This window comes from Streptomyces sp. P9-2 (assembly GCF_051903975.1).
Taxonomy (GTDB): Bacteria; Actinomycetota; Actinomycetes; order Streptomycetales; family Streptomycetaceae; genus Streptomyces; species Streptomyces cellulosae.
This window is the reverse complement of sequence record NZ_CP192633.1, coordinates 5,572,053-5,595,998: the sequence shown is the minus strand read 5'-3', so window position 1 is coordinate 5,595,998 and position 23,946 is coordinate 5,572,053. Positions and strand designations below refer to the sequence as shown.

The window sequence follows — 23,946 nt, the reverse complement described above, 5'->3', positions numbered from 1 at the left end:
GGCAGGTGACGGGGTTCGTCGAATCCGGCACCGGAAGCGGGTGGACAAGGGGCGCGGGCGGGGCGGAGGCGGGCCCTCCGCCGTTCGCGTCCGCACCGGCCTGCGGGCTCCCACCGTACGCCTGTGGATCGCGTCACATTGTCCGGACAATGCGACGACCGAGCGGCCCGGAGGCGTCCCGGATCAGTTCCGTACGAGCAGCTGGAACTCGAAGGAGTACCGCGAGGGCCGGTAGGTGTGCGTGCCGTACTCGACCGCGCGGCCGGTGTCGTCGAAGGTGACCCGCTGCATGGTGAGCAGCGGGGCGCCGGGCTGTTCGCACAGCCGCTCGGCCTCGCCGGCGGTGGCGGCCCGCGCGCCGATGGTCTGGCGGGCGCTGTGCAGGGTGATCCCGGCGGCCCGCATCAGCCGGTACAGGCCGGTGGCCTCGAGCTGGCCGGTGTCCAGGTCGAGCAGGCCGGGCGGGATGTAGTTGCAGAGGTACGCGATGGGCTCGCCGTGCGCGGAGCGCAGCCGCTCGATGCGGTGCACCTCGCTCCCCTCGCTCACCCCGAGCGCGGCGGCGACCTCGGCGGACGCGGCGACCATGGTGTTGACCAGCACGGTGGTGGTGGGGCGCTGGCCCGCGGACTCCAGGTCGTCGTAGAGGCTGCTCAGCTCCAGCGGGCGTTTGACCTTGCTGTGGACGACCTGGGTGCCGACGCCGCGGCGGCGCACCAGCAGGCCCTTGTCGACCAGCGACTGGATGGCCTGGCGGACGGTCGGCCGGGACAGGCCGAGGCGCGCGGCCAGCTCGATCTCGTTGCCCAGCAGGGTGCCGGGGGTGAGGGTGCCGTGCTCGATGGCGGACTCCAGCTGCTGGGCCAGCTGGAAGTACAACGGCACGGGGGAGCCGCGGTCCACGCTCAGCTCCAGCTGCACGGTCGGGTCCACTTCAGGTTTCGGCACGGAGCGAGCGTATCCGCGTGGGCTGTTGACGGGAAGTCGTGTAGTTCGGTTGTCCGGACATACGCATTGACAGGGAGCGGCGCGAGCCCCACTTTGTTTCCATGCGCATCGGGGTCATCGGTACGGGCCGTATCGGCACCATTCACGCCCACACACTCAGCAGGCATCGCGAGGTGGGGTCACTCATTCTCACGGACGTCGATCCGGCGCGGGCCCACGCCCTCGCCCACCGGCTCGGCGAGACGGCGGCGCCCGGGGTGGACGAGATCTACACCTGGGGGGTCGACGCGGTGGTGATCACCACGGCCACCTCCGCCCACGCGGACCTGATCGCGCGGGCGGCGCGCGCGGGTCTGCCGGTCTTCTGCGAGAAGCCCATCGCCCTGGACATCGAGGGCACGTTACAGGCGATCACGGAGGTGGAGACCGCCGGGACGGTGCTGCAGATGGGCTTCCAGCGGCGGTTCGACCGGGGCTACACGGGCGCCCGCGAGGCGGTACGGACGGGCAGGCTGGGGCGGCTGCACACGGTACGGGCGATGACCAGCGAGGCGGAGCCGCCGGACCCCTCCCATCTGGAGCAGTCGGGCGGGCTGTACCGGGACACGCTCATCCACGACTTCGACATCCTGCGCTGGGTGACCGGCCGGGAGGTCGTCGACGTGTACGCCACCGGGTCGGACGCGGGGCCGCTGATGTTCCGCGAGGCGGGCGACGTCGACACGGGCGCGGTGCTGCTCACCCTCGACGACGGCACCCTCGCCACGGTCACCGGGACCCGGATGAACGGCGCGGGCTACGACGTGCGCATGGAACTGGCCGGGGAGCGCGACCAGATCGTCGTCGGCCTCGACGACCGTACGCCCATCGCGTCCACCGAGCCGACGGGGCCACCCGCGGCGGACAAGCCGTGGACCGGCTTCCTGGAGCGGTTCGGGCCCGCCTACGAGGCCGAACTGGTCGCGTTCGTCGAGGTGGTCCGGGGTGAGCGGGCCAACCCGTGCGACGGCCGAGAGGCGCTGCGGGCGCTGCTGATCGCGGAGGCGTGCGAGAGATCCCGGCGGGAGCGCAGACCTGTGCGGCCCGCGGAGCTGTTGAGCAGTGCGCAGGAGGCGCTGACGTGAGACGTGGGGGTGTCGGTGACACCCCCTTCTTCATGGCTTCATGACGTGCGGGGTGTCACCGGGAGGACCGTTCCCTGCGCCACCGCGCACAGGGTTTCCCCGGCGTCGTCCGCGACCGTGAGCAGGTCGCAGCGGGTGACCGCCTGGCGTCGGCCCGCGTGGACGACGGTCGCGCGGGCGCGGAGGGTGCGGCCGGTGGCCGGACGCAGGTACTGGATGGAGAAGCCGCCGGTCAGCACCGACGGGCCGAGGACCGCGCCGGCCGCGAAGGTGAGGGCGTTGTCGGCGGCGTAGGCGAGGACGCCGCCGTGCAGGAAGCCGTTCTGCTGGTGCAGGTCCTCGCGGACGTCGAGTTCCAGGGTCGCCCCGCCGTCGCCGAACGCGGTGATGCGGGCGCCGAGGAGTCTGCTGAAGGGCTGGGCGTCCAGCAGGTGTTGTGCGGCGGCGAGGTCGAGTGCGGGCGTGGGCTCGGGCTGCTCGGTGGACGTCACGGGGTGTCGGTCTCCTCCAGCAGGCCCGCGTCATGGGCGAGCAGCGCGATCTGGACACGGTTGTTGAGGTCGAGCTTGGCCAGGATGCGGGAGACGTGCGTCTTGACGGTGGCCACGCTCATGTACAGCTCGGCGGCGATCTCCGCGTTGGCGAGACCCCTGCCGACGGCCACGGCGACCTCGCGTTCGCGGTCGTTGAGGGCGGCGACGCGGTCGCGGGCGCGGGCGCGGCGGGTGTCGCCCGGGCCCGGGTCGCCGGCGGCGTGGGCCATCAACTGCCGGGTGACGGCGGGCGACAGCACCGGGTCGCCGGCCGCGACGCGCCGGACCGCGGCGACGATCTCGGCGGGCGGGGTGTCCTTCAGCACGAAGCCGGCGGCGCCGGCGCGGAGGGCGCGCAGGACCTGGTCGTCGGCGTGGAAGGTGGTGAGCACGACGACCTGCGGGGCGTCGGCGCGGGCGCGGAGCGCCTCGGTGGCGGCGAGGCCGTCGACGGTGGGCATGCGGATGTCCATGAGGACGACGTCGGGGTGGGTGCGGTCGACGAGTGCGGTGACTTCGGCTCCGTCGGCGGCCTCTCCGACGATCTCGATGTCGTCGGCGCCGCCGAGCATGAAGGAGAGGCCGGCGCGGACGAGGGGGTCGTCGTCCACGAGGAGCACGCGGATTCTTGTCATGGGGGGTACGTAATCATGCACCGGGGGTGGTGTGTGCGGGTCGGGGGTGTCTGCGCAACTCGGCGCCTGCGAGCGCCCCAAGGGGGCGCGGGGAACTGCGCGGCCGGCCCCCGACGACCCGCACCCGGCATACGACGACGCGAGGCACCCCGTGAGCCGCAGGCACGGAAGTGCAGCCGAGGTCCGCGCAAAGGTGCTGTCCGCGATCGCCGCGAGGCTCATCGCCACGGCAGCCGTGCGCTCACCTCGAAGCCGCCCTCCGGGGTCCGGCCGTGTTCCAGGGAACCCCCCGCCAGCGTCGCTCGCTCTCTCAGGCCGATCAGGCCCTGGCCCGCGCCCGGAACCGGGGGGACGTCCCCCTCAGGGGGCGGGTTGCGCACCCGCACGGTGAGGTCCTCGCCCGGGCCGCCGGCCACCGAGACCGTGACCTCCGCGCCGGGAGCGTGTTTGCGCGCGTTCGTCAGGGCCTCCTGCACGATGCGGTAGGCGGTGCGGCCGACGGAGGCCGGGACGGAGGCGGCGTCGGTGACCCGCTGGTCCAGGGTGACCTTCATCCCCGCCTGGCGGGACTCGGCGACCAGGGTGTCGAGCGCCGCCAGCGTCGGCTGCGGACGCCCCGCGTCCTCGCTGTCTCCGGCCCGCAGCACCCCGATGATCTCCCGCAGGTCCTGGAGGGCCTCATGCGCGCTCTCCCGGATCACGCCCGCCGCCCGCGCGATCTCGTCACGCGGGGCGTCGGGACGGAACTCCAGCGCGCCCGCGTGCACGCTGAGCAGCGTCAGCCGGTGCGCGAGCACGTCGTGCATCTCCCGCGCGATGGCCTCGCGGGCGAGCCGCTGCGCCTGTTCGGCCCGCAGCCGCGCCTCCGTCTCGGCGCGCCGGGCCCGGTCCCGCAGGCTGAGCATGAGCTGCCGCTTGGACCGTACGAACATGCCCCAGCCGACCGTGGCGACGGTCAGCACGAGGAGGAGAACGACGGCGGCGGCGTACGGCAGGTCGGGGTCGGGACGCCACCAGAAGTACAGCGGCACGAGTGCGAGCTGCGCGCCGGCCACCCAGGCCACGTACCGCAACGGCCGGTGCACGGCGAGCGTGAACAGGGCGATGATCGCGACCCCGCCGGAGGTCTCGGAGAGGAAGCCGACCGGCACCATCGCCGCGGCCAGGCCGAACGGCCGGCGGCGGCGCAGCCAGACCGCCGCGCAGGACAGCGCGCCGAGCACCTGGTCGAGGACGGCGACGGCGTGCGGGAGCTCGGTGTTGTCCCGCAGTGCCTCGGCGCCGACCAGTCCGATCAGGACGGCGAGCAGGAAGCAGGAGAAGTCGACGACCCAGTCGCGGGCGGTACGCCGGGGGCGGCGGCCGGAGGGGCTCGCGTCGGGGTCGAGCTCGTGGATGAGGGCGGACGGGAAGAACCACCTGGGCCCCGTGTACACCGGGGCGGTCCGCGCCGCCTTGTCATCAGTCACAGTCGACAAATCTATGCAGTGGGCGCCCGGTGCGGCCCCTCGCGGGCGGAATCGTCGACCGAAGTCGCGGGGCCTCAGACTTTCGGCGTCCCGGCGGAGAAGAGCGGTGCACTTCGGTCGGGAAGGCCTCGCCCCGCGGCCGATGTGGGTGGGGGGTCCGCGGGGCGAGAGTCGGTGGCATGAGACGACTGCTGGAAGTGCTGGGGTTCGTGGCCGTGCTGCAGGGCGTGGCCGGTCTGGTGACGGAGTTCACCGACTGGCACTGGGGCCTCGTGCGGCGGGCCGGGTTCCTCGACGGCTACGAGATCTACGCGAGCGTCGCCCTGGTGGTGCTGGGCGTCGCCCTGTTCGCCGTCGCGGAGACGCGCAAGCCCGGCTGACCCGCCGCCCCTGCCACGAACCGGCCCGTCAGCAGGAGTGGTCGACGAGGTCGAACGAGGCGTAGTGGTCGGCGGTGTAGTAGTCCTCCTGGTACTCCTCACCGGTCACGATCCGGCGCGCGCCACGGGTGGGGGAACCGGGCGTGATCACCGTGTACTCGTGGTAGTAGCCGGTCTCCTGGTCGGGGAGGATGCCCTCCCGGTTCTGGAAGACCGTGCCGTCCTGCTCGAACGGGAACGGGCCGCCCTGTTCGATCAGGTCGAGGGTGTCGTGCGCCTCGGACGGCAGGTCGCTGTAGCAGATGTCGCCGACCGCCTGAATCGACCGCGCGGCGACGGGGAGGGCGGGTGCGGCGTGCGCCGCCGGGGCGGAGAGAGCACCGCCGCCGCCCAGCAGAAGGACGGACAGAAGGGCTGCTGCGGCCCCGGACCGGGCCGCTCGTGGGGGGAATCGCATACCCCATGATGACGCGCGTAGACCCTGGCATGTCAATGTCAAGTACATGGATTTTTCGGTACGGTCCGATGAGTTTCCCGTGATGTAACACAAGGGCACGCCCGGGCGGTTGACGGCGCGGCAGGTCGACGTCCGATCGCCGCCAGCACCCCGCCGTCCCGGCGACTGGGATGGGCCCATGACCACTGACACCACGGAGAAGACCCTGCTCGGCCGGACGGCGCTGGTGACCGGCGGCAGCCGCGGCATCGGCGCCGCGACGGCGCTGCGGCTCGCCCGGGAGGGCGCGGACGTCGCGGTGACGTACGTGGAGGGCACGCGGCCTGACCGGGCCGTGGCCCTGGGTGCCCGCCCCTCCGCGAGCAGGCACCCGTACGGGCCTCAGCCCCCGAGTTCCTGCCTCCGCGCCTCCAGCGTCGCCGCCCCCTGGTCCGTCAGGGAGCCGAAGAGCCGGAGGCGGGAGATGCCGCCGTCGGGGTGGATGTCCACGCGCGCGTGGGTGCCGACCGCCGGGTCCGGGAGGAGGAAGCGGTGGTTGGTGTCGGGCTGGAGGCGGGTGCGGGGCAGGATCTCCCGCCAGTCGCCGTCCTCGTCGTCCCGTACGGACACCGATGCCCAGCCGGCGGCGTTGCCCTTGAGGCAGGCGGTGTCGATCTCCAGGGCGCGGATCTGGGCCTGGGCGACCAGGCGGTACGTGATCCAGTCGTGGCCGTGGTCGCGGCGGCGCCGGGTCTCCCAGCCGTCGTCCATCTTCTGGGAGCGTCCGGGCCGGATGGTGTTGGCCGCGGGCGAGTAGAAGCGGTCGGAGGCGTCCTCGACGCGGCCGCCGTTCTCCAGGGCGACGACGTCGAAGGTACCGAGCGCGGTGAGCCACGCCAGGTCCGGGACGACCTCGCCGTACACGCGCAGGCGGGCGATGCCGCCGTCGGGGTGCTGGTTGAGGCGCAGGTGGGTGATGCGCTGTTCGGCGGTGACGGCGAAGCCGTTGGCCGCGTGGCCGCCGATGCGGGTGCGGGGCACCAGCGTCGTCCACTTCACGTCGTCGGAGAGCAGTTCCCCGGGCGAGGGGGAGCCGTCGACGGCGGTGCCCTCGACCGAGACCGCCTGCGGGTAGTTGCCGCGGAAGTGGGCGGTGTCGACGACGATGCCGCGGACGACGCCGGGCGTGCCGAGGCGGATCAGCGCCCAGTCGTGGTCGTCGTCGGCCGGCCAGGGGTGGCCGGCGGAGCCGCCGCGCCGCCGCCGGGTCTCCCAGCCGTCCATGATCTTGCCCTTGTGGCCGAAGCGTTCGGGGTCGAAGACGGGGCGGCCGGGCAGCAGGAGGTTCTCGCGCTCGGCGAAGAACTCGTCGTTGGCGGCGATGACACCGGCGCCGAGCCGGCGGTCGGCGAGGTCGGCGAGGTGTGTGAAGGGGAAGTCGGCGGTGCGGTAGTCCGCGTACGGGTCGCCGCCGCCGTAGGGGCTTGCGTCGCCGGTGAAGGTCTCGATCGCCGTCACGGTGATGTGGTCCTGCCTTTCGGGTGTCGTGTCGGGGGCCGGCTTTCGGGTGTCGAGTCAGGGGCCGGCTTTCGGGTGTCGAGTCAGGGGCCGGGTGAGCAGGCGGCCCTTCGGTGCGGTGAACTCCCCGTCGGCCAGGACGCGTTCGCCGCGCAGCCAGGTGGACCTGACGACGCCGTGCAGGGTGCGTCCGGCGTAGGCGGTCACGCGGTTGCGGTGCTGGAGGGCGGCCGGGTCGACGGTGAAGGTCTCGTCCGGGGCGAGGACGGCGAAGTCGGCGTCATGACCGGGCGCGATGGCGCCCTTGCGTGCGTCGAGGCCGGCCAGCCGGGCCGTGCGCGTGGACGTCCAGCGGACCACGTCCTCCAGGGTGTGGCCGCGCCCGCGGGCCTCGGTCCAGACGGCGGGGAGGCTGAGCTGGAGTCCGGAGATGCCGCCCCAGGCGGTCGCGAAGTCGTCCGTCTTGAGGTCGGCGGTGGACGGGGAGTGGTCGGTGACGACGCAGTCGATGGTGCCGTCGGCCAGGGCCTGCCAGAGCAGGTCCTGGTTGGCGGCCTCGCGGATGGGCGGGCAGCACTTGAACTCGCTGGCGCCGTCGGGGACTTCCTCCGCGGCGAGGGTGAGGTAGTGGGGGCAGGTCTCGACGGTGACGCGGACGCCGTCCGCCTTGGCCTCCGCGATGAGGGGCAGCGCGTCGGCGGAGGAGAGGTGGAGGACGTGCACACGGGCGTCGAACCGCCGGGCCTGTTCGAGGAGTCGCGCGATGGCCGTGTCCTCGGCGCGGCGGGGGCGGGAGGCGAGGAAGTCGGCGTAGCGGGGGCCGCCGCGCCGGGGGGCGCCGTCGAGCTGCCCCGGGTCCTCGGCGTGCACGATCAGCAGACCGTCGAAGGACGCGATCTCGCGCAGGGCGCCGGCGAGTTGGCCGTCGTCGAGGTGGGGGAACTCGTCGACGCCGGACGGTGACAGGAACGCCTTGAAGCCGAAGACCCCCGCCTCGTGCAGCGGGCGCAGGTCGGCCGTGTTGTCGGGGAGGGCGCCGCCCCAGAAGCCGACGTCGACGTGCGCCTTGTCGGCGGCGGTCTTCCGCTTGACGCGCAGATGGTCGACCGTCGTGGTCGGCGGGAGGGAGTTCAGCGGCATGTCGATCAGCGTGGTGATGCCGCCGGCGGCGGCCGCGCGGGTGGCGGTCCAGAAGCCCTCCCACTCGGTGCGGCCGGGGTCGTTGACGTGCACGTGGGTGTCGACCAGGCCGGGCAGCAGGACGTCGTCACCCAGGTCCTCCAGGCGGGCGCCGGCGGGGACGGGCACGTCGTGCGGCAGGACGGCCGTGACGGTGCCGCCGGCCACGGCGACGGACGCGGCGCGCGTCCCCTCGGGGGTGATGACGCGGGTCGAGCGCAGCACCAGTTCGACGTCGGGCACCCGGAGCCTCCTGCAGGTCCGCCGGAAAATTCAACGTTCTGTTGAAGGAGTGTTGCCGTCGGGACTCCACCGCGTCAAGGGTGCTCCTGCCGCCGCGGCGGCGCGACCGTCACCCCTGGACGTTTCCACAAAGCGGAATTAGACTTCCGTCACACAGAACGTAGCTCCGTACGAGCGGGCCGCCGACCGGCCGCCGGGTAGGCTTCTGAGCTCCTGCCAGCCCCGAAAGGAACGCGCCGTGCCGACGTCCAGCGCCAGCACCACCGACTCCGCCCGGCCCGCCGCCAGTGGCGGCGTGCAGTCCCTCGAGCGCGCCTTCGACCTGCTGGAGCGGATGGCGGACGCGGGCGGCGAGGTCGGCCTGAGCGAGCTGTCCGCCAGCAGCGGCCTGCCCCTGCCGACGATCCACCGCCTGATGCGCACGCTGGTGGCCTGCGGTTACGTACGCCAGCAGCCCAACCGGCGGTACGCGCTCGGCCCGCGCCTGATCCGCCTCGGCGAGTCGGCGTCCCGGCTGCTGGGCACCTGGGCGCGGCCGTATCTGGCGCGGCTGGTGGAGGAGACCGGCGAGACGGCGAACATGGCCCTGCTGGACGGGGACGAGATCGTGTACGTGGCGCAGGTGCCGTCGAAGCACTCGATGCGGATGTTCACCGAGGTGGGGCGCCGCGTGCTGCCGCACTCCACGGGTGTGGGCAAGGCGCTGCTGGCCGGGTTCCCGCCGGAGGAGGTGCGCGCGCTGCTGGGCCGCACGGGCATGCCGGCGGCCACGGAGAAGACCATCACCACGCCCGAGGGCTTCCTCGCCGCGCTGGAGGAGGTGCGCCGGCAGGGGTACGCCATCGACGACAACGAGCAGGAGATCGGCGTGCGCTGCCTCGCGGTGCCGGTGCCGGACGCGCCGACGGCGGCCGCCATCTCCATCTCGGGCCCGGCGGGCCGGGTCACGGAGTCGGCGACGGAGAGGATCGTGCCGGTGCTGCAGGAGATCGCGCGCGAGCTGTCGGAGGCGCTGGCGAACCCGGGAGGTCCGGCGGCCTGAGGGGGCGTTCGGGTCCCGCGTACGGGGCGCCCACGCTCACCACGCCGGGCGCACGCCGCGCTCGCCCCGCCCTCGGGCGCGCACCGCACTCACCTTGCGTCACACGCGCGTCCCACGCATCGCCCCGCACGACCGACGCCCCGAACACCCGTACGTCACACCTTCGGTGACGGTCCCAAGAGGTCGACCGCCTCGCGGAGCTGCCGCAGCCCCTCGCCCAGCGCGCTCACCGAGCCGATGGCTCCGGCGACGAGCAGCAGGGAGCGGCGCAGCATCGGGATGTCGGGACGGTCGGCCGCGGCCAGCCCCGCCAGCGTGGCGAGCGCCTCCTCCGCGATGCCCCGGTCCCGGAAGTCCGCACGGTGTGCGGCCAGTTGGCGGCGTAAGCGGGCCACCGCGGAGCGCAGCTCCGCCACACGCGGGTCCACCTGACTGCCGGGCACACACCTCTGGTCCACGCCTCGCAACACGGTCCTCCCCCTGGCAGGTCGTCGTGCGCCTCCCCTGACCGGTCCTACGCGCCCCCGCGGACCGGTGCGCGCCAGTAAACGCCACCCCGGGGCCTTTGCGCCAGTCCGCTGCGTCATCGACTTGTTCCGCAGCGTGACACCGTGGCCCGGGGCATCCGTCCGCCGGACGCCCGGACGGGCGGCTCCGGGTGGGGTATGCAGGACGCATGACGGACGACGAGAACCGGGTGGCCGGCCTGCTGCTGGCCGCGGGCGGCGGACGACGGCTCGGCGGGCGCCCCAAGGGGCTGCTCCCCCACCGGGGGCGGCTCCTCGTGGAGCACGCGGCGGAGGTGCTGCGCGCGGGCGGCTGCGCGAGCGTGCACGTGGTGCTGGGGGCGCGCGCCGAGGAGGTGCGCGCCCGCGCGGCGCTGCCGGACTGCGCGCTCATCGACAACCCGGACTGGGAGCAGGGCATGGGCACGTCCTTGCGGGCCGGGCTGACCGCGCTCGCCGGCACGGGCACGCGGGCCGCGCTCGTACTGCTGGTGGACCAGCCGGGGATCGGCGCGGAGGCGGTGGCCCGGGTGCGGCGCGCGTACCGGTCGCCGCGCTCGCTGGTCTCGGCGGCGTACGACGGCGTCCGCGGGCATCCGGTGCTGTTCGGCGCCGAGCACTGGGCGGGGATCGCCGCGACCGCCACGGGCGACCAGGGCGCACGCGCCTACCTCAAGGAGCACGCGGACGCCGTGGAACTGGTCGAGTGCGGTGATGTCGCGGAGGCGTACGACATCGACACGGAGGCCGATCTGACGCACCTTGAATGAGGACTCTCGACATCAACAAAACATTGAACTTCCACTATGAGGAAACTACTATCCACTGATCAGAAGCCCTGTGAGCCCTCTGCCCGGCGCAGGGGCCTCTCCCGCCGTACCCGGGTCGCCCGGCACCCGGCGCCCCCCGCACGCCGAAGGAAGTGACAGCTGATGTCCGCACCAGCGCCGTCCCCGCTGGCCATCGTCGACGCCGAGCCCCTGCCGCGGCAGGAGGAGGTCCTCTCCGAGACGGCCCTCGCCTTCCTGGCGGAGCTGCACCGCCGGTTCACACCCCGGCGCGACGACTTGCTCGCCCGGCGCGCGGAGCGCCGCGCCGAGATCGCCCGCACCTCCACCCTCGACTTCCTCCCGGAGACGGCCGCGATCCGCGCCGACGACTCCTGGAAGGTCGCCCCGGCCCCGCCGGCCCTGGAGGACCGCCGCGTCGAGATCACCGGCCCGACCGACCGCAAGATGACCATCAACGCGCTGAACTCCGGCGCCAAGGTGTGGCTCGCGGACTTCGAGGACGCGTCCGCGCCCACCTGGGAGAACGTGGTCACCGGCCAGCTCAACCTGATCGACGCCTACACCCGCCGCATCGACTTCACCGACGAGCGCACGGGCAGGACGTACGCCCTGCGGCCGGACGAGGAGCTGGCGACGGTCGTCATGCGCCCGCGCGGCTGGCACCTGGACGAGCGTCACCTCACCGGCCCCGACGGCACCCCGGTGCCCGGCGCGCTGGTCGACTTCGGCCTGTACTTCTTCCACAACGCCCAGCGGCTGCTCGACCTCGGCAAGGGACCGTACTTCTACCTGCCGAAGACGGAGTCGCACCTCGAGGCGCGGCTGTGGAACGACGTGTTCGTGTTCGCGCAGGACTACCTGGGCATCCCCCAGGGCACCGTCCGCGCCACGGTCCTCATCGAGACGATCACCGCCGCGTACGAGATGGAGGAGATCCTCCACGAGCTGCGCGACCACGCGTCCGGGCTGAACGCGGGCCGCTGGGACTACCTGTTCTCCATCGTCAAGAACTTCCGCGACGGCGGGCCGAAGTTCGTGCTGCCGGACCGCAACGCGGTGACGATGACCGCCCCGTTCATGCGGGCGTACACCGAACTCCTCGTCCGCACCTGCCACAAGCGCGGCGCGCACGCGATCGGCGGCATGGCGGCGTTCATCCCGTCCCGGCGGGACGAGGAGGTCAACAAGGTCGCCTTCGAGAAGGTGAAGGCGGACAAGGACCGCGAGGCGAACGACGGCTTCGACGGCTCGTGGGTCGCCCACCCGGACCTGGTGCCGATCGCGATGGAGTCCTTCGACCGGGTGCTCGGCGACCGGCCGAACCAGAAGGACCGGCTGCGCGAGGACGTCGACGTCAAGGCCGAGGACCTGATCGCGGTCGACTCGCTCGACGCGAAGCCCACGTACGCGGGCCTGGTCAACGCCGTGCAGGTCGGCATCCGTTACATCGAGGCGTGGCTGCGCGGCCTGGGCGCGGTGGCCATCTTCAACCTGATGGAGGACGCGGCCACCGCGGAGATCTCCCGCTCGCAGATCTGGCAGTGGATCAACGCGGGCGTCGTCCTCGACAACGGCGAGAAGGTCACCGCCGAGCTGGCCCGCAAGGTCGCCGCCGAGGAACTGGCGGACATCCGCGCGGAGATCGGCGAGGAGGCGTTCGCTGCGGGCAACTGGCAGCAGGCCCACGACCTGCTGCTGAAGGTCGCCCTCGACGAGGACTACGCGGACTTCCTCACGCTTCCGGCGTACGAGCAGCTCAAGGGCTGAGGCGGTCGTTCGGGCGGTTCACCTCTCCGAGTGGCCCAGGGGTTTCCCCGGGGCCACTCGGTCGCGTACGGCCTGCTTCACCGCCGTCGGCTCCGGGAAGCCCTGCTCCCGCCGGTCCCAGACGACCTCGTCCCCGACCCGGACCACGAACACCCCGCCGGTCCCGGGCTTGAGCGCCAGCTCGGTCAGTTCCTGCTCGAAGGTGGTCAGCAGCTCCTGCGCCAGCCAGGCCGCCCGGGGCAGCCAACGGCACCGGGTGCAGTACTCGATCTCCACGCGCCGTGCGTCGGCCGTCACCGCAGGTGCACCGTTTCGTCCTGTTCCACCGCCGGCCGGCCGTGCAGGTCGGGCACCTGCTTGAGCCAGGCCGGGCGGCCCCGTTGCGTGCGTGCCGCGCGGGCGGCGTCCTCCGCGGCGATCTGGTCGGCCGTGGGGAAGTCGAGGGGCAGCCAGGCGGCCGACGCCCGGGCCCGCGCGTACAGGTGGTCCACGTACGCGGCTCGGACCTCCTCGGGCGAGCCGAACCCGGGCTCGCCGTCCAGCCAGGCGTCGGGCACCTCGTCCACGATCGACCGCAGCAGCTCCTCCGTCACCCGGGGCGCGAGCTCCGCGTCGGCGGCGCGCACGTCGGGTCCGTACCGGCCGAGGGCGTGGTGGCGGAAGTCGTACGCCTTCGTCGGGTCGCCGGCGTCCCAGCGGTGGTGGAAGACGAGCGCGGCGCCGTGGTCGATCAGCCACAGCCGGGGTGGGACGACGCCGAGGGTCGGCCACAGCAGCAGGTTGGAGCTGTGCACGGTGCGGTCGACGTTCGCGGTGAGCGCGTCGAGCCAGACGATCCGCCCGGCCTCCAGCGGATCGACGGTGAACGTCTCGGCCGCCTCGGGAGTGAGGTCGCGGGCGCCCGGCAGATGGTCCATGCCGAGGTTGACCCCTGCGCTGGAGGCGTGCAGGTCGCGCACCTCCTGGTGGGGTTCGGCGTCGGCGATCGCCGGGTCGAAGTGCACCAGCACCAGTTCGGGGAACCGCAGCCCGAGCGCCCGCGCCAGCTCGCCGACGATCACCTCGGCGACCAGCGCCTTGCGGCCCTGCGCGGAGCCGGTGAACTTGACGACGTAGGTGCCCAGGTCGTCGGCTTCGAAGACGCCGGGGACGGACCCTCCGGAGTGCAGCGGCATGACGTAACGCGTGGTGGTCACGTGTCTCAGTCCGTCGGTCATCGTGCGCCCCTTACCGGCCGGTTCCGGCACGAAAGAAGCATAGTAACCGAGCGTGACAGCCGCTCCCCGGGCGGCGCCCGCGCCCCGGACAGGTGACACGGGCGCCGCGTGCGGCGTCAGTGGAGGGTGCCGATCCGGCTCACGTGGAAGGGCGTGAGTTCGCCGGTGCGGCCGGAAAGGATCTTGGCCAGCCACTCGGGGTCGCCGAGGAGTGCGCGGCCCACCGCGATCAGGTCGAACTCGTCGCGCTCCATGCGGTCGAGCAGGTTCCCGATGTCCGTGACGGCCGCCTGCTCGCCCTGGAACACGTCGAGGAACTCGTTGCTCATGCCCACCGAGCCCACGCTGACGGCGGGCTTGCCGGAGAGCTTCTTCGCCCAGCCCGCGAGGTTGAGGTCCGAGCCTTCGAACTCCGGGACGTGGAAGCGCCGGGTGGAGCAGTGGAAGATGTCGGCGCCTGCCTCGGCCAGCAGCCCCAGCACCGTCTCCAGCTCCTGGGGGGTCTCGGCGATCCGCGCCCCGTAGTGGTCGACCTTCCACTGGGACAGCCTGAACGAGATCGGGAAGTCGTCGGACACGGCCGCACGGCAGGCCGCCACGATCTCGGCGGCGAACCGGGTGCGCCGGGCGACGTCACCGCCGTACCGGTCGGTGCGCCGGTTGGTGCGGGACCACAGGAACTGGTCGACCAGGTAGCCGTGGCCGCCGTGGATCTCCACGCCGTCGAATCCGAGGGCCTCGGCCGACGCGGCGGCGGACGCGTAGGCCGCCACGACGTTGTCGATGTCGGCCTGGGTCATCTCCCGGCCCGAGTGCGAACCGTCGGGGGCGATGCCGGAGGGGCCGATCCTCGGGGCGTCCGGCACGGGCGGGTTGCCCGCGGTGCGGTCCATGCCGACGTGCCACAGCTGCGGCATGATCCTGCCGCCTTCCCGGTGGACCGCCTCGGCGACCGCGGACCAGCCGGCCAGCGCCTCGTCGCCGTAGAAGTGCGGCACCCGGGCGCTGTTGCCGGCCGAGGCGTGGTCGATGTAGGTGCCCTCGGTGACGAGCAGGCCGACGCCGCCCGCGGCCCGCCGGGCGTAGTAGCGCGCCACGTCGTCGCCGGGGACTCCGCCGGGGGAGAACTCCCGGGTCATGGGCGCCATCACGACGCGGTTGGGCAGATTGAGGCCGCCGACGGAGAACGGACGGACCAGTATGTCCCGGACGCGGTCCAGGGGGTGTGTTGTGGACATGGGTGATCGCCTCAGCTCTGGGGCCGGCCGCACGGCGGCGGGGGTTCCACCGTGCGGCCGGCGGCTCGGATGGTGAGAGGTGCTCCGGTGCATGGGCGGCCGGCTCGCGTGGTCGGGCGGGCCGGCTCGTGCCTCCGCCGTCCACCGCTCGCCGTCCGGTCGTGGCGGCGCTCAGTCCGCCGGTGAGGAGCGGACCGCGCCCTTCTCGGCGGCCGCCGGGGTTTCAGACGGCCGGGCGGCCGGCGCCGCGCGGATGAACCACGCCGTGGCGAACGCGCACACCGCCAGGAGGGCCGCGCCGGTCACCACGCCGTGCAGTCCGCTGCTCACCGCCTGCCCGACGGCGTCGCGCACCTCCCGGGGCATATCTGCCAACGCGGCGGGGGTCAATTCGCCGCCGATGGTCAGCCGTTGTTCCGTGTCGCCGCCGAGCCGGCCGGCGAGGACGCCGGACGTACGGCTGCTGTGCACGGCGCCGAGGACGGCGACGCCGAGGGAGCCGCCGATGGTGCGCACCAGGGTGACGGTGCCGGTGGCGGCCCCCATGTCGCGGGGATCGGCGTTGTTCATGGTGGTGAGCAGGGTGCTCTGCATCAGCATCCCGATGCCGACGCCGGCCACGAGGGTGAGGGCCGAGGCCACGGCGAGGGGGGTGTCCGTGCCGAGCAGGAGCAGCAGCAGCGCGCCGGCGACGGTGGCGAGGGAGCCGGTGAGCGGCACGACGCGGTCCAGCCCGCCGCGGTCCATGAGCCGCCCGGTGGTCAGCTGTGCCGACAGCATGCCGAGCATCAGCGGCAGGATCAGCATGCCACTGGCGGTGGGCGACGCGCCCTGTACGAACTGCATGTACTGAGGGAGGTAGTTGACGACGGAGATGAGGATCGCGCCCACGAGGAGACTGAGCACCTGGGCGAGGGTGAACTCCCGCCGGGCGAACAGCCGGGGCGGGGTGATCGGTTCGACGGCGCGCCGTTCCACCCGGACGAACCAGGCGAGGCTCACCACGACCAGGGCCGCGAGCGCGGAGATCTGCCAGGACAGCCAGGGGTACGTGGTGCCGGCCCACCCGGCGAGCAGGGTGAGGGCCAGGACACCGCTGGTGAGAAGAGCGGCGCCGACGTAGTCGACGTGCCCGGGGACGCGCTGTGCGGGCAGCCGCACTCCCTTGGCGACGGCCAGCAGAGCGACGAGACCGACGGGGACGTTGACGTAGAACGTCCAGCGCCAGTCCAGGTGCTCGGTGACGAGTCCGCCGAGGAGCGGGCCGCCGACGAAGGCGACGGGCATCATGACGCCCACCATCGACTGGATGCGGCCACGTCCCTCCGGGGGCACCAGAACGCCGATCACCGAGAGCGCGCCCACCATGAGTCCGCCGGCTCCGAGACCCTGCACGGCCCGGAAGGCGATGAGCTGACCCATGTTCTGGGCCAGACCGCACAGAACTGTGCCGATCAGAAAGAGCACCACGGCATTGCTGTAGGCGCCCTTGCGGCCGTGGAGGTCTCCGAGTTTGCCCCACAACGGGGTGGCGGCGGCCATGGTGAGCAGGTAGGCCGTCACCGACCAGGAGAAGTGCTCGAGTCCCCCCAGGTCGCCCACGATGGTGGGCAGCGCCGTGCTGACGATCTGGCCGTCGAGCGTCGCCAGAAAGATGCCCAGCATCAGGCCGAAGACGCCGAGCCGGGGCAGGCCGGCGCGGTCGGGCGGGGTGGGCGCTGCGGTCGGACGGGCCGTCATCACAACCTCGGGCTTCCGTGGCAGGGGGCGTCAGACGGCGTACGGGCGGACGGCCTTGGCGTCCCGGAGCGCGTGGCCCCACCAGGTGAGCTGGTCGAGCATCGCCTTGGCGGCGACATCACAGCCGGGGTCCGCCGGCTTCCCGTCGCCCCCGAAGACCTCGCCGTAGTTGTGGAAGCTGACCGTGTTGCGGATGGTCACGGCGTGCAGTTCGGCGAGGACGACGCGGAGCTGCTCGACGGCGCGCAGGCCTCCGGACAGGCCGCCGTAGGAGACGAATCCCACCGGCTTGGCGTGCCACTGCTCGTTGTGCCAGTCGATGGCGTTCTTCAGTGCCGCCGGGAAGCTGTGGTTGTACTCCGGAGTGACGATCACGAAGGCGTCGGCCGCGGCCAGCCTCGGCGACACCTCGCCCAGCTGCACCACCACCTCGGCGGAGGGCGGCTGCCCGAAGGCCGGGAAAACGGTGGGGAGCGGCGTGGCCACAAGGTCGATCACGTCGGCCGTCATGTCCTCACGCTCGGCGATGTGGCCCGTGATCCAGTCCGTCACGACGGGGCCGAAGCGGCCGTCCCGGGTACTGCCGATGATCACTGCGGTCCGCAGGGGGCCGTCACTGGTGCCAGCCATGGAAGGAACCTCCGAAGGTGCACGATCCGAATGTGTACGACGTATCCTCGACGTACAACGTACACGGGGAAGTGTACGTTGTCCACGGCTGATACGCTGTACACAGACCGTCCGGCGGAAGGAAGCCACGCGATGCCCTCCCAGGAGCGACAGGCACAGGCCCACGACAAGGACCACGTCTCCGTGTGGGAGCGCCTCGAACGGCCCGCACCCGCGCCCCGCACCACGCTCACGCCCCGGCGTATCGCCAAGGCCGCGGTGGCCGTCGCCGACGCGGAGGGACTGGACGCGGTCACGATGCGGCGCCTGGCCACCGAGCTGGGCGTCGCCCCCATGGCCGCGTACCGCTACGTGACCGGCAAGGACGAGCTCATCGAGCTCATGGTCGACTTCGTCTACGCGGAGATGGATCTGCCGGGCGAGACCGACAACTGGCGCACGACCATGCACACGCTCGCCCTGCGCATCAGGGAGGTCCTCCTCCGCCACTCCTGGGTCACCCGGGCCACCTGGTGCGCCCCGACGCCGAACCAACTGGCCGTTCCGGAGGCCGCCCTGGCCGCGCTCGACGGCCTCGGGCTGGACGCCGACACGGCGATGGTGGTCTACAGCACGGTCACGTCGTACGTGCACGGCGCGGTCAACGCCGAGGTCGGCGTGACCCAGTTGCTGCGCGTGCGAGGGTGGTCCAGCCGGGAGGAGGCCAGGTCGGGACTCGCCTCTCAGATGGCCTGGCTTCTGAGCACGGGCCGTTTCCCGATGTACGAGCGTTACATCGGCGAGGCCGGACGTAAGGACGACCTGCAGTGGCAGTTCGAAACCGGTCTCGAGTGCGTTCTGGACGGTATCTCCGAACACCTCAAGATCTGAGGCGGCATCGGCACCGAGGACATCGCGTGAACAGATCCCTCAAGGAAATCGTAGGGCCGGTACAGATCGACGACATATGACCGGCCTTCGCTTGCCCGTTCATCATGCCCGAAATACGTTCGCCCCACTGCTGAGCGGTGGGGGATATGACATACCGATCCACGGACATCATCAAGAACGAACGGGCCACGACACAGCCGGCGGAGTGCGAGGGGGCGGCCTGCCGGCACGGCGCGGCGGACCGCGCCCGGGATCTCGCCGCACGGGGCGGCCGGCTCTGCCCGCCCTGTGCGTTACGGCTCACCCACGACCTGCGACGGCTGCCCCGTCTCCATGAGGAGTGCGGCGGTCTGCTCACCGGAACCGACCGGCCCCGCGACCGCACGTCCGGTGGCCCGCTGCCCGGACTGCCCTTCAACACGGCCGCGGCCGAGGCCCGTTCCGTCATCGTCGCCACCCTGAGGTCCTGGGCCGCGCTGGTGATCGACGAACGGCGGGTGAGCGCTCCGCCGGACACCGTCGCGCACATGGCCGGCTTCCTGCTCCGGCACATCGACTGGCTCGTCGCGCACCCGGCCGTGGCCGACCTGTCGTCCGAGGTCACAGGGTGCGTCCGGCGGGCGCGACGGGTGATCGACCCCGCCCCGAGACGCCGGCTGCCGGTCGGCGCCTGCGTGGTTCCGGGCTGCGGAGGAACGCTGAGGGCGGAGGTGCGGTCCGGCTCCGGCGACACGGTCGAGGTGGGCTGCGACAGCGAGCCGGCGCACCGCTGGTCCGGGCAGGAATGGCTCCGCCGCGGCAGCCGCCCCGCGCGGCGGGAGCAGCCGGTGCGCTGGATGACGGCACGTGACATCGCCCGTCTGTGGGGCCTCGCCCCGGGCAGCGTCTACCGCCGTGCGAGCGAGGACCGGTGGCGCCGGCAGAGTGTGCGCGGGCGCGCGTACTACCACGGGGAGGATGTCCTCACCTCGCTCGGAACACACTCGTAACCCCGCGGAAAAGAAATCAGAGCAACCAGCAGAAGAACGAGGCTCTGCCGGAATGGGAACGATCCGGCAGAGCCTCTTTCTTTTTTCTCTGCACGCGCCTGCCCAGTGCATGAAGTTGCCTGCGGAAATCTATTTGACGATTCTCTGACGCAAGCTTGTTGCAGGGTTCGAAAATTTGCATTGACATCGGCGGTGATTCCGAAGAAGCTCTTCGTTAGCTTCCCCAGCACTGTGTCGATCGACCCTTCCGAGGCGGCGCACCGAGACTTCATCCGGTGCGCCGCCTCGTCGTTTTCGCCATTCCGAGGCCCCGGAGGACATATCCATGGACGCTTCCGTCATCGTCGCCGGCGCGGGTCCCACCGGACTCATGCTCGCCGGGGAGCTACGGCTCGCGGGGGTCGGCGTCATCGTGCTGGACCGGCTCACCGAGCGCACCGGCGAGTCCCGTGGACTGGGCTTCACCACTCGCACCATGGAGGTCTTCGACCAGCGCGGACTGCTCCACCGCTTCGGGGACATGGGCACCAGCAACGCCGGGCACTTCGGCGGCCTGCCGGTCGACTTCGGTGTCCTCGACAGCATTCACGAGGCCGCCAAGACCGTGCCTCAGTCGGACACCGAGACGATGCTGGAGAGCTGGGTCCGCGAGCTCGGCGCCGACGTCCGGCGCGGCCACGAACTGGTCTCCCTGCGGGACCACGGGGACCACGTCGAGGTCGAAGTGCGCGGTCCCGACGGTGAGGAGACCCGGCTGACCGCGCCCTTCCTCGTCGGGTGCGACGGCGGACGCAGCACCGTCCGCAAGGCCGCCGGATTCGACTTCCCGGGCACCGCGGCGACGCTGGAGATGTACCTCGCGGACATCAAGGGCGTGGATCTGAAGCCGAGGCTGATCGGCGAGACCTTCCCCGGCGGCATGGTGATGTGCGGCCCGCTCGGCAACCGGGGCGTCACCCGCATCATCGTCTGCGAACGCGGCACCCGGCCCCGCCGACGCACCGAACCGCCCTCCTACCCGGAGGTCGCGGCCGCCTGGCAGCGGATCACCGGCATCGACATCTCGCACGCCGAACACGAGTGGGTGAGCGCCTTCGGCGACGCCACCCGCCTCGTCACCGAGTACCGCCGAGGTCGCGTGCTGCTCGCCGGGGACGCGGCGCACATCCATCTGCCGGCGGGCGGCCAGGGGATGAACACCGGTATCCAGGACGCCGTGAACCTGGGCTGGAAACTGGCCGCCGTCGTCCGCGGCACCGCCCCGGAGGCGCTGGTGGACACCTACCACGCCGAGCGGTACCCGGTCGGCGAACGGCTGATGACGAACACGAAGGCCCAGGGACTGCTCTTCCTCACCGGCGAGGAGATGCAGCCGCTGCGTGACGTCCTGGCGGAGCTCATCCGCTACGAGGAGGTCAGCCGCCACCTCGCCGGCATGGTGAGCGGCCTGGAGATCCGCTACGACGTCGGCCCCGGCCCGCACCCTCTGCTGGGGCTGCGCATGCCGCATCTGGAACTCGTGGGCGAGCGGCGCAAGACCAGCAGCACCGAACTGCTCAAGCCGGCCCGGGGCGTGCTGCTCGACCTGGAGGACAACGCCGTCCTCCGCGAACGCGCGGCCGGCTGGTCGGACCGCGTCGACATCGTCACGGCGGAGCCCCACGACGTCCGGCCCGGCACTCCCCTCGCGGACACGGCGGCGGTCCTGGTGCGGCCCGACGGACACGTGGCCTGGGCGGCACCGGGCAGCCATCACGACCTGCCCATGGCACTGGAGCGCTGGTTCGGTCCGTCCCGGATCCAGCAGTCCTGACAAGGAGAGACTCATGCACAGCACGTTGATCGTGGCCAGGATGGAACCCCGTTCGGCCGAAGACGTGGCCCGCCTCTTCGGCGAGTTCGACGACACGGAGATGCCCCGTCGGATGGGCACCCGGCGCCGGCAGCTCTTCTCGTACCGCGGCCTCTACTTCCACCTGCAGGACTTCGACTCCGACGACGGCGGCGAGCGGATAGAGACCGCGAAGACGGACCCGCGGTTCGTCGGGATCAGCGAGGACCTGAAGCCGTTCATCACCGCCTACGACCCGGCCACCTGGCGCTCGCCCGCCGACGCCATGGCGCAGCGGTTCTACCACTGGACCGCCCGGTGAGCGGCGCGTACCCCCGGCGGGTGGTGATCACCGGCATCGGGGTCACCGCCCCGGGCGGCGTGGGCGTCAAGAGCTTCTGGAACACCCTGTCCGGCGGGCACACGGCGACCCGTCGCATCACCTTCTTCGATCCCTCCCCCTTCCGCTCCCAGGTCGCCGCGGAGGTCGACTTCGACGCGGAGCTGCTGGGGCTGAGCGCCCAGGAGATCCGGCGGATGGACCGCGCCGCCCAGTTCGCGGTGGTCACGGCCCGGGACGCGGTTGCCGACAGCGGCCTGGAGTTCACCGCCCTGGACCCGCACCGCACCGGCGTCACCATCGGCAGCGCGGTCGGCGCCACCATGGGACTGGACCAGGAGTACCGCACGGTCAGCGACAGCGGCCGGCTCGATCTGGTCGACCACACCTATGCGGTCCCTCACCTGTACAACCACCTCGTGCCCAGTTCCTTCGCCGCGGAGGTCGCCTGGGCGGTGGGCGCCGAGGGACCGGCCACCGTGGTGTCCACCGGCTGCACGTCCGGGCTGGACGCCGTGGGCTACGCCGCCGACCTGATCCGGGAGGGATCGGCCGACGTCATGGTGGCCGGTGCCACCGACGCGCCCATCTCCCCCATCACGGTGGCCTGTTTCGACGCGATCAAGGCGACGACCCCGCGCAACGACGACCCCGAGCACGCCTCGCGCCCGTTCGACGGCACCCGCAACGGCTTCGTGCTGGGTGAGGGTGCCGCCGTCTTCGTCCTGGAGGAACTCGGCAGCGCCCGGCGGCGCGGTGCCCATGTCTACGCGGAGATCGCCGGTTACGCGACGCGCAGCAACGCCTTCCACATGACGGGCCTGCGTCCGGACGGCCGGGAGATGGCCGAGGCCATCCGGGTCGCCCTGGACGAGGCGCGCCTGGATCCCGAGGCCGTCGACTACGTCAACGCACACGGCTCGGGCACCAAGCAGAACGACCGTCACGAGACCGCCGCGTTCAAGCGCAGCCTCGGCGAGCACGCCTACGCCGTGCCGGTCAGCTCCATCAAGTCGATGGTGGGCCACTCGCTGGGAGCGATCGGGGCCATCGAGATCGCGGCGAGCACGCTGGCCATGGAGCACGGCGTCGTGCCGCCCACCGCCAACCTGCACACCCCGGACCCCGAGTGCGACCTCGACTACGTCCCGGTCACCGCACGGGAGTGGCCCACCGACGCCGTGCTGTCGGTGGGCAGCGGTTTCGGCGGTTTCCAGAGCGCCATGGTGCTCGCCCGCCCCGATCGGAGGAACGCATGAGCGCGACCGGCGTGCGAGCCGCCGTCACCGGACTGGGTGTCGTCGCACCCAACGGACTGGGCACGGAGACCTACTGGACCGCGACCCGCAAGGGGATCAGCGGCATCGGACGCATCACGCGTTTCGTGCCCGACCAATACCCCGCCCAACTGGCGGGTGAGATAGACGGGTTCGACGCGGCCGAGCATCTGCCGGGACGGCTGCTGCCGCAGACGGACCGGATGACCCAGCTCGCGCTGGTGGCCGCGGACTGGGCTTTCCAGGACGCCGCGGTGCGGCCGGAGGACCTTCCCGGATTCGAGATGGGGGTCATCACCGCCAGTTCCTCCGGAGGCTTCGCGTTCGGCCAGCGGGAGCTCCAGGCGTTGTGGAGCAAGGGCAGCAGGTACGTCAGCGCGTACCAGTCCTTCGCCTGGTTCTACGCCGTCAACAGCGGTCAGATATCCATCCGCAACGGCATGCGAGGGCCCAGCGGTGTGGTCGTCAGCGACCAGGCCGGCGGGCTCGACGCGATCGCCCAGGCACGGCGGCAGCTGCGCAAGGGCACACGGCTGGTGATGGCGGGCGCCGTCGACGCGTCGATCTGCCCCTGGGGCTGGGTCGCCCAGATGGCGAGCAACCGGCTGAGCGTCGGCCGTGACCCCGAACGTGCCTACCTTCCTTTCGACGACGCGGCAGCGGGGCACGTGCCCGGTGAGGGCGGGGCCCTGCTCGTCATGGAGGATCTGGAGCAGGCCCGGGCCCGGGGCGCTCGGATCTACGGTGAGGTCGCCGGATACGGCGCCACGCTGGACCCTCGGCCGGGCAGCGGGCGGCCCCCCGGCCTGCGCAAGGCCGTCGAACTCGCCCTGGCCGACGCCGGAGCGTCGCCCGGTGACATCGACGTGGTGTTCGCCGACGCGGCCGCCCTGCCCGACCTGGACCGCATCGAGACCGAGGCGATCACGGCGGTGTTCGGCGCGCGGGCCGTGCCCGTGACGGCGCCCAAGACGATGACCGGGCGGCTGTATTCCGGGGCGGCGCCGCTGGATCTGGCCGCGGCGTTCCTCGCCATGCGGGACGAGGTGATACCGCCGTCCGTCGGCGTCACCCCCTCTCCCGGTCACGACCTGGACCTGGTCGTCGACCGGGAACGGCCGGCCCCGGTGCGCTCCGCCCTGGTGCTCGCCCGGGGGCACGGCGGCTTCAACTCCGCGGCCGTGGTGCGCGCGGTCTGACCGCCGGCGGTCACGGGGCGCGCGGAGTGCCGGCCGTGACGACC

At 72.2% G+C, this 23,946-nt stretch carries 24 protein-coding genes and 1 pseudogene; 12 read left to right on the top strand and 13 right to left on the bottom strand.

Annotated elements, in window-relative coordinates; all coding sequences use genetic code 11:
• Window positions 1–183: 183 nt before the first annotated feature.
• Entirely contained in the window at window positions 184–921 is a 738-nt protein-coding gene (locus ACQY0Z_RS25460) for a GntR family transcriptional regulator (protein WP_189904259.1), read from the bottom strand.
• Between the two features lie 128 nt (window positions 922–1,049).
• Between ACQY0Z_RS25460 and ACQY0Z_RS25455 the strand changes: the two genes are divergently transcribed.
• The gene (locus ACQY0Z_RS25455; RefSeq protein ID WP_189904162.1) at window positions 1,050–2,072 is read left to right on the top strand and encodes a Gfo/Idh/MocA family protein; all 1,023 of its coding nucleotides are present in this window, start codon (window positions 1,050–1,052) and stop codon (window positions 2,070–2,072) included.
• Between the two features lie 38 nt (window positions 2,073–2,110).
• On the opposite strand, the gene ACQY0Z_RS25450 is transcribed toward ACQY0Z_RS25455, so the two are convergent.
• The 3 genes from ACQY0Z_RS25450 to ACQY0Z_RS25440 all read right to left on the bottom strand — a co-directional run bounded on the left by ACQY0Z_RS25450 (window position 2,111) and on the right by ACQY0Z_RS25440 (window position 4,709).
• Window positions 2,111–2,563 (bottom strand): PaaI family thioesterase, encoded by a 453-nt coding sequence (locus ACQY0Z_RS25450; protein WP_381730936.1) that lies wholly within the window; start codon window positions 2,561–2,563, stop codon window positions 2,111–2,113.
• Window positions 2,560–3,240: a response regulator gene (locus ACQY0Z_RS25445; RefSeq protein ID WP_189904158.1), complete on the bottom strand. Its 681-nt coding sequence runs from the start codon at window positions 3,238–3,240 to the stop codon at window positions 2,560–2,562. Before ACQY0Z_RS25445 ends, ACQY0Z_RS25450 begins: the two co-directional genes overlap by 4 nt.
• Before the next feature lie 218 nt (window positions 3,241–3,458).
• Complete coding sequence (locus ACQY0Z_RS25440; protein ID WP_439812862.1) at window positions 3,459–4,709, bottom strand: sensor histidine kinase; 1,251 nt, start codon at window positions 4,707–4,709, stop codon at window positions 3,459–3,461.
• 179 nt (window positions 4,710–4,888) lie between these two features.
• Here ACQY0Z_RS25440 and ACQY0Z_RS25435 point away from each other — a divergent pair, with 179 nt between their 5' ends.
• Window positions 4,889–5,089, top strand: coding sequence for a hypothetical protein (locus tag ACQY0Z_RS25435; protein WP_254586122.1), 201 nt, complete (start codon window positions 4,889–4,891; stop codon window positions 5,087–5,089).
• 28 nt (window positions 5,090–5,117) lie between these two features.
• Here ACQY0Z_RS25435 and ACQY0Z_RS25430 read toward each other — a convergent pair whose 3' ends face one another.
• A complete protein-coding gene (locus ACQY0Z_RS25430; RefSeq protein WP_254586121.1) occupies window positions 5,118–5,546 on the bottom strand; it encodes a ribonuclease domain-containing protein in 429 nt (142 codons plus the stop codon).
• A 178-nt stretch (window positions 5,547–5,724) separates the two neighbouring features.
• Here ACQY0Z_RS25430 and ACQY0Z_RS25425 point away from each other — a divergent pair.
• Window positions 5,725–5,913 (top strand): annotated as a pseudogene (locus ACQY0Z_RS25425) (SDR family NAD(P)-dependent oxidoreductase); the annotation flags it as partial.
• A 14-nt stretch (window positions 5,914–5,927) separates the two neighbouring features.
• Here the strand turns inward: ACQY0Z_RS25425 and alc are convergent.
• Window positions 5,928–7,043 carry an allantoicase gene (gene alc / locus ACQY0Z_RS25420; protein WP_254586120.1) on the bottom strand — a complete coding sequence of 372 codons (1,116 nt, stop codon included), beginning with the start codon at window positions 7,041–7,043 and terminating at the stop codon, window positions 5,928–5,930.
• Window positions 7,044–7,100: 57 nt separating this feature from the next.
• Window positions 7,101–8,465, bottom strand: coding sequence for an allantoinase AllB (gene allB / locus ACQY0Z_RS25415; RefSeq protein WP_439812861.1), 1,365 nt, complete (start codon window positions 8,463–8,465; stop codon window positions 7,101–7,103).
• 238 nt (window positions 8,466–8,703) lie between these two features.
• On the opposite strand from allB, the gene ACQY0Z_RS25410 reads away from it, so the two are divergent.
• On the top strand, window positions 8,704–9,507 hold the full coding sequence (locus tag ACQY0Z_RS25410; protein WP_019521861.1) for an IclR family transcriptional regulator: 804 nt from the start codon (window positions 8,704–8,706) through the stop codon (window positions 9,505–9,507).
• 155 nt (window positions 9,508–9,662) lie between these two features.
• Here ACQY0Z_RS25410 and ACQY0Z_RS25405 read toward each other — a convergent pair whose 3' ends face one another.
• A complete protein-coding gene (locus ACQY0Z_RS25405; RefSeq protein ID WP_254586119.1) occupies window positions 9,663–9,923 on the bottom strand; it encodes a DUF5955 family protein in 261 nt (86 codons plus the stop codon).
• Window positions 9,924–10,183: 260 nt separating this feature from the next.
• Between ACQY0Z_RS25405 and ACQY0Z_RS25400 the strand changes: the two genes are divergently transcribed.
• Together ACQY0Z_RS25400 and aceB are read left to right on the top strand one after the other, a co-directional pair.
• Entirely contained in the window at window positions 10,184–10,783 is a 600-nt protein-coding gene (locus tag ACQY0Z_RS25400; RefSeq protein WP_189904144.1) for a nucleotidyltransferase family protein, read from the top strand.
• Window positions 10,784–10,945: 162 nt separating this feature from the next.
• Window positions 10,946–12,571, top strand: coding sequence for a malate synthase A (gene aceB / locus ACQY0Z_RS25395; protein ID WP_439812860.1), 1,626 nt, complete (start codon window positions 10,946–10,948; stop codon window positions 12,569–12,571).
• 18 nt (window positions 12,572–12,589) lie between these two features.
• On the opposite strand, the gene ACQY0Z_RS25390 is transcribed toward aceB, so the two are convergent.
• The 5 genes from ACQY0Z_RS25390 to ACQY0Z_RS25370 form a co-directional block, all read right to left on the bottom strand.
• Window positions 12,590–12,868, bottom strand: coding sequence for a SelT/SelW/SelH family protein (locus tag ACQY0Z_RS25390; RefSeq protein ID WP_189904140.1), 279 nt, complete (start codon window positions 12,866–12,868; stop codon window positions 12,590–12,592).
• Window positions 12,865–13,788, bottom strand: coding sequence for a HipA family kinase (locus ACQY0Z_RS25385; protein WP_439812859.1), 924 nt, complete (start codon window positions 13,786–13,788; stop codon window positions 12,865–12,867). The genes ACQY0Z_RS25390 and ACQY0Z_RS25385 overlap by 4 nt, the downstream gene beginning before the upstream one ends.
• A gap of 116 nt (window positions 13,789–13,904) precedes the next feature.
• A complete protein-coding gene (locus ACQY0Z_RS25380) occupies window positions 13,905–15,026 on the bottom strand; it encodes an NADH:flavin oxidoreductase (RefSeq protein WP_381725898.1) in 1,122 nt (373 codons plus the stop codon).
• Between the two features lie 171 nt (window positions 15,027–15,197).
• Complete coding sequence (locus tag ACQY0Z_RS25375) at window positions 15,198–16,766, bottom strand: MDR family MFS transporter (RefSeq protein WP_254586116.1); 1,569 nt, start codon at window positions 16,764–16,766, stop codon at window positions 15,198–15,200.
• Between the two features lie 30 nt (window positions 16,767–16,796).
• Entirely contained in the window at window positions 16,797–17,396 is a 600-nt protein-coding gene (locus ACQY0Z_RS25370) for an NADPH-dependent FMN reductase (RefSeq protein WP_189904133.1), read from the bottom strand.
• 132 nt (window positions 17,397–17,528) lie between these two features.
• Here ACQY0Z_RS25370 and ACQY0Z_RS25365 point away from each other — a divergent pair, with 132 nt between their 5' ends.
• The 6 genes from ACQY0Z_RS25365 to ACQY0Z_RS25340 all read left to right on the top strand — a co-directional run bounded on the left by ACQY0Z_RS25365 (window position 17,529) and on the right by ACQY0Z_RS25340 (window position 23,902).
• Window positions 17,529–18,266 carry a TetR/AcrR family transcriptional regulator gene (locus ACQY0Z_RS25365; RefSeq protein WP_439812858.1) on the top strand — a complete coding sequence of 246 codons (738 nt, stop codon included), beginning with the start codon at window positions 17,529–17,531 and terminating at the stop codon, window positions 18,264–18,266.
• A 146-nt stretch (window positions 18,267–18,412) separates the two neighbouring features.
• The gene (locus ACQY0Z_RS25360) at window positions 18,413–19,255 is read left to right on the top strand and encodes a hypothetical protein (protein ID WP_381730940.1); all 843 of its coding nucleotides are present in this window, start codon (window positions 18,413–18,415) and stop codon (window positions 19,253–19,255) included.
• Between the two features lie 325 nt (window positions 19,256–19,580).
• Window positions 19,581–21,068 carry an FAD-dependent monooxygenase gene (locus ACQY0Z_RS25355; RefSeq protein ID WP_439812857.1) on the top strand — a complete coding sequence of 496 codons (1,488 nt, stop codon included), beginning with the start codon at window positions 19,581–19,583 and terminating at the stop codon, window positions 21,066–21,068.
• Window positions 21,069–21,081: 13 nt separating this feature from the next.
• The gene (locus ACQY0Z_RS25350; protein WP_189904125.1) at window positions 21,082–21,408 is read left to right on the top strand and encodes a TcmI family type II polyketide cyclase; all 327 of its coding nucleotides are present in this window, start codon (window positions 21,082–21,084) and stop codon (window positions 21,406–21,408) included.
• A complete protein-coding gene (locus tag ACQY0Z_RS25345; RefSeq protein WP_189904123.1) occupies window positions 21,405–22,685 on the top strand; it encodes a beta-ketoacyl-[acyl-carrier-protein] synthase family protein in 1,281 nt (426 codons plus the stop codon). Before ACQY0Z_RS25350 ends, ACQY0Z_RS25345 begins: the two co-directional genes overlap by 4 nt.
• A complete protein-coding gene (locus ACQY0Z_RS25340; protein ID WP_254586113.1) occupies window positions 22,682–23,902 on the top strand; it encodes a ketosynthase chain-length factor in 1,221 nt (406 codons plus the stop codon). Before ACQY0Z_RS25345 ends, ACQY0Z_RS25340 begins: the two co-directional genes overlap by 4 nt.
• Window positions 23,903–23,946: the final 44 nt, after the last annotated feature.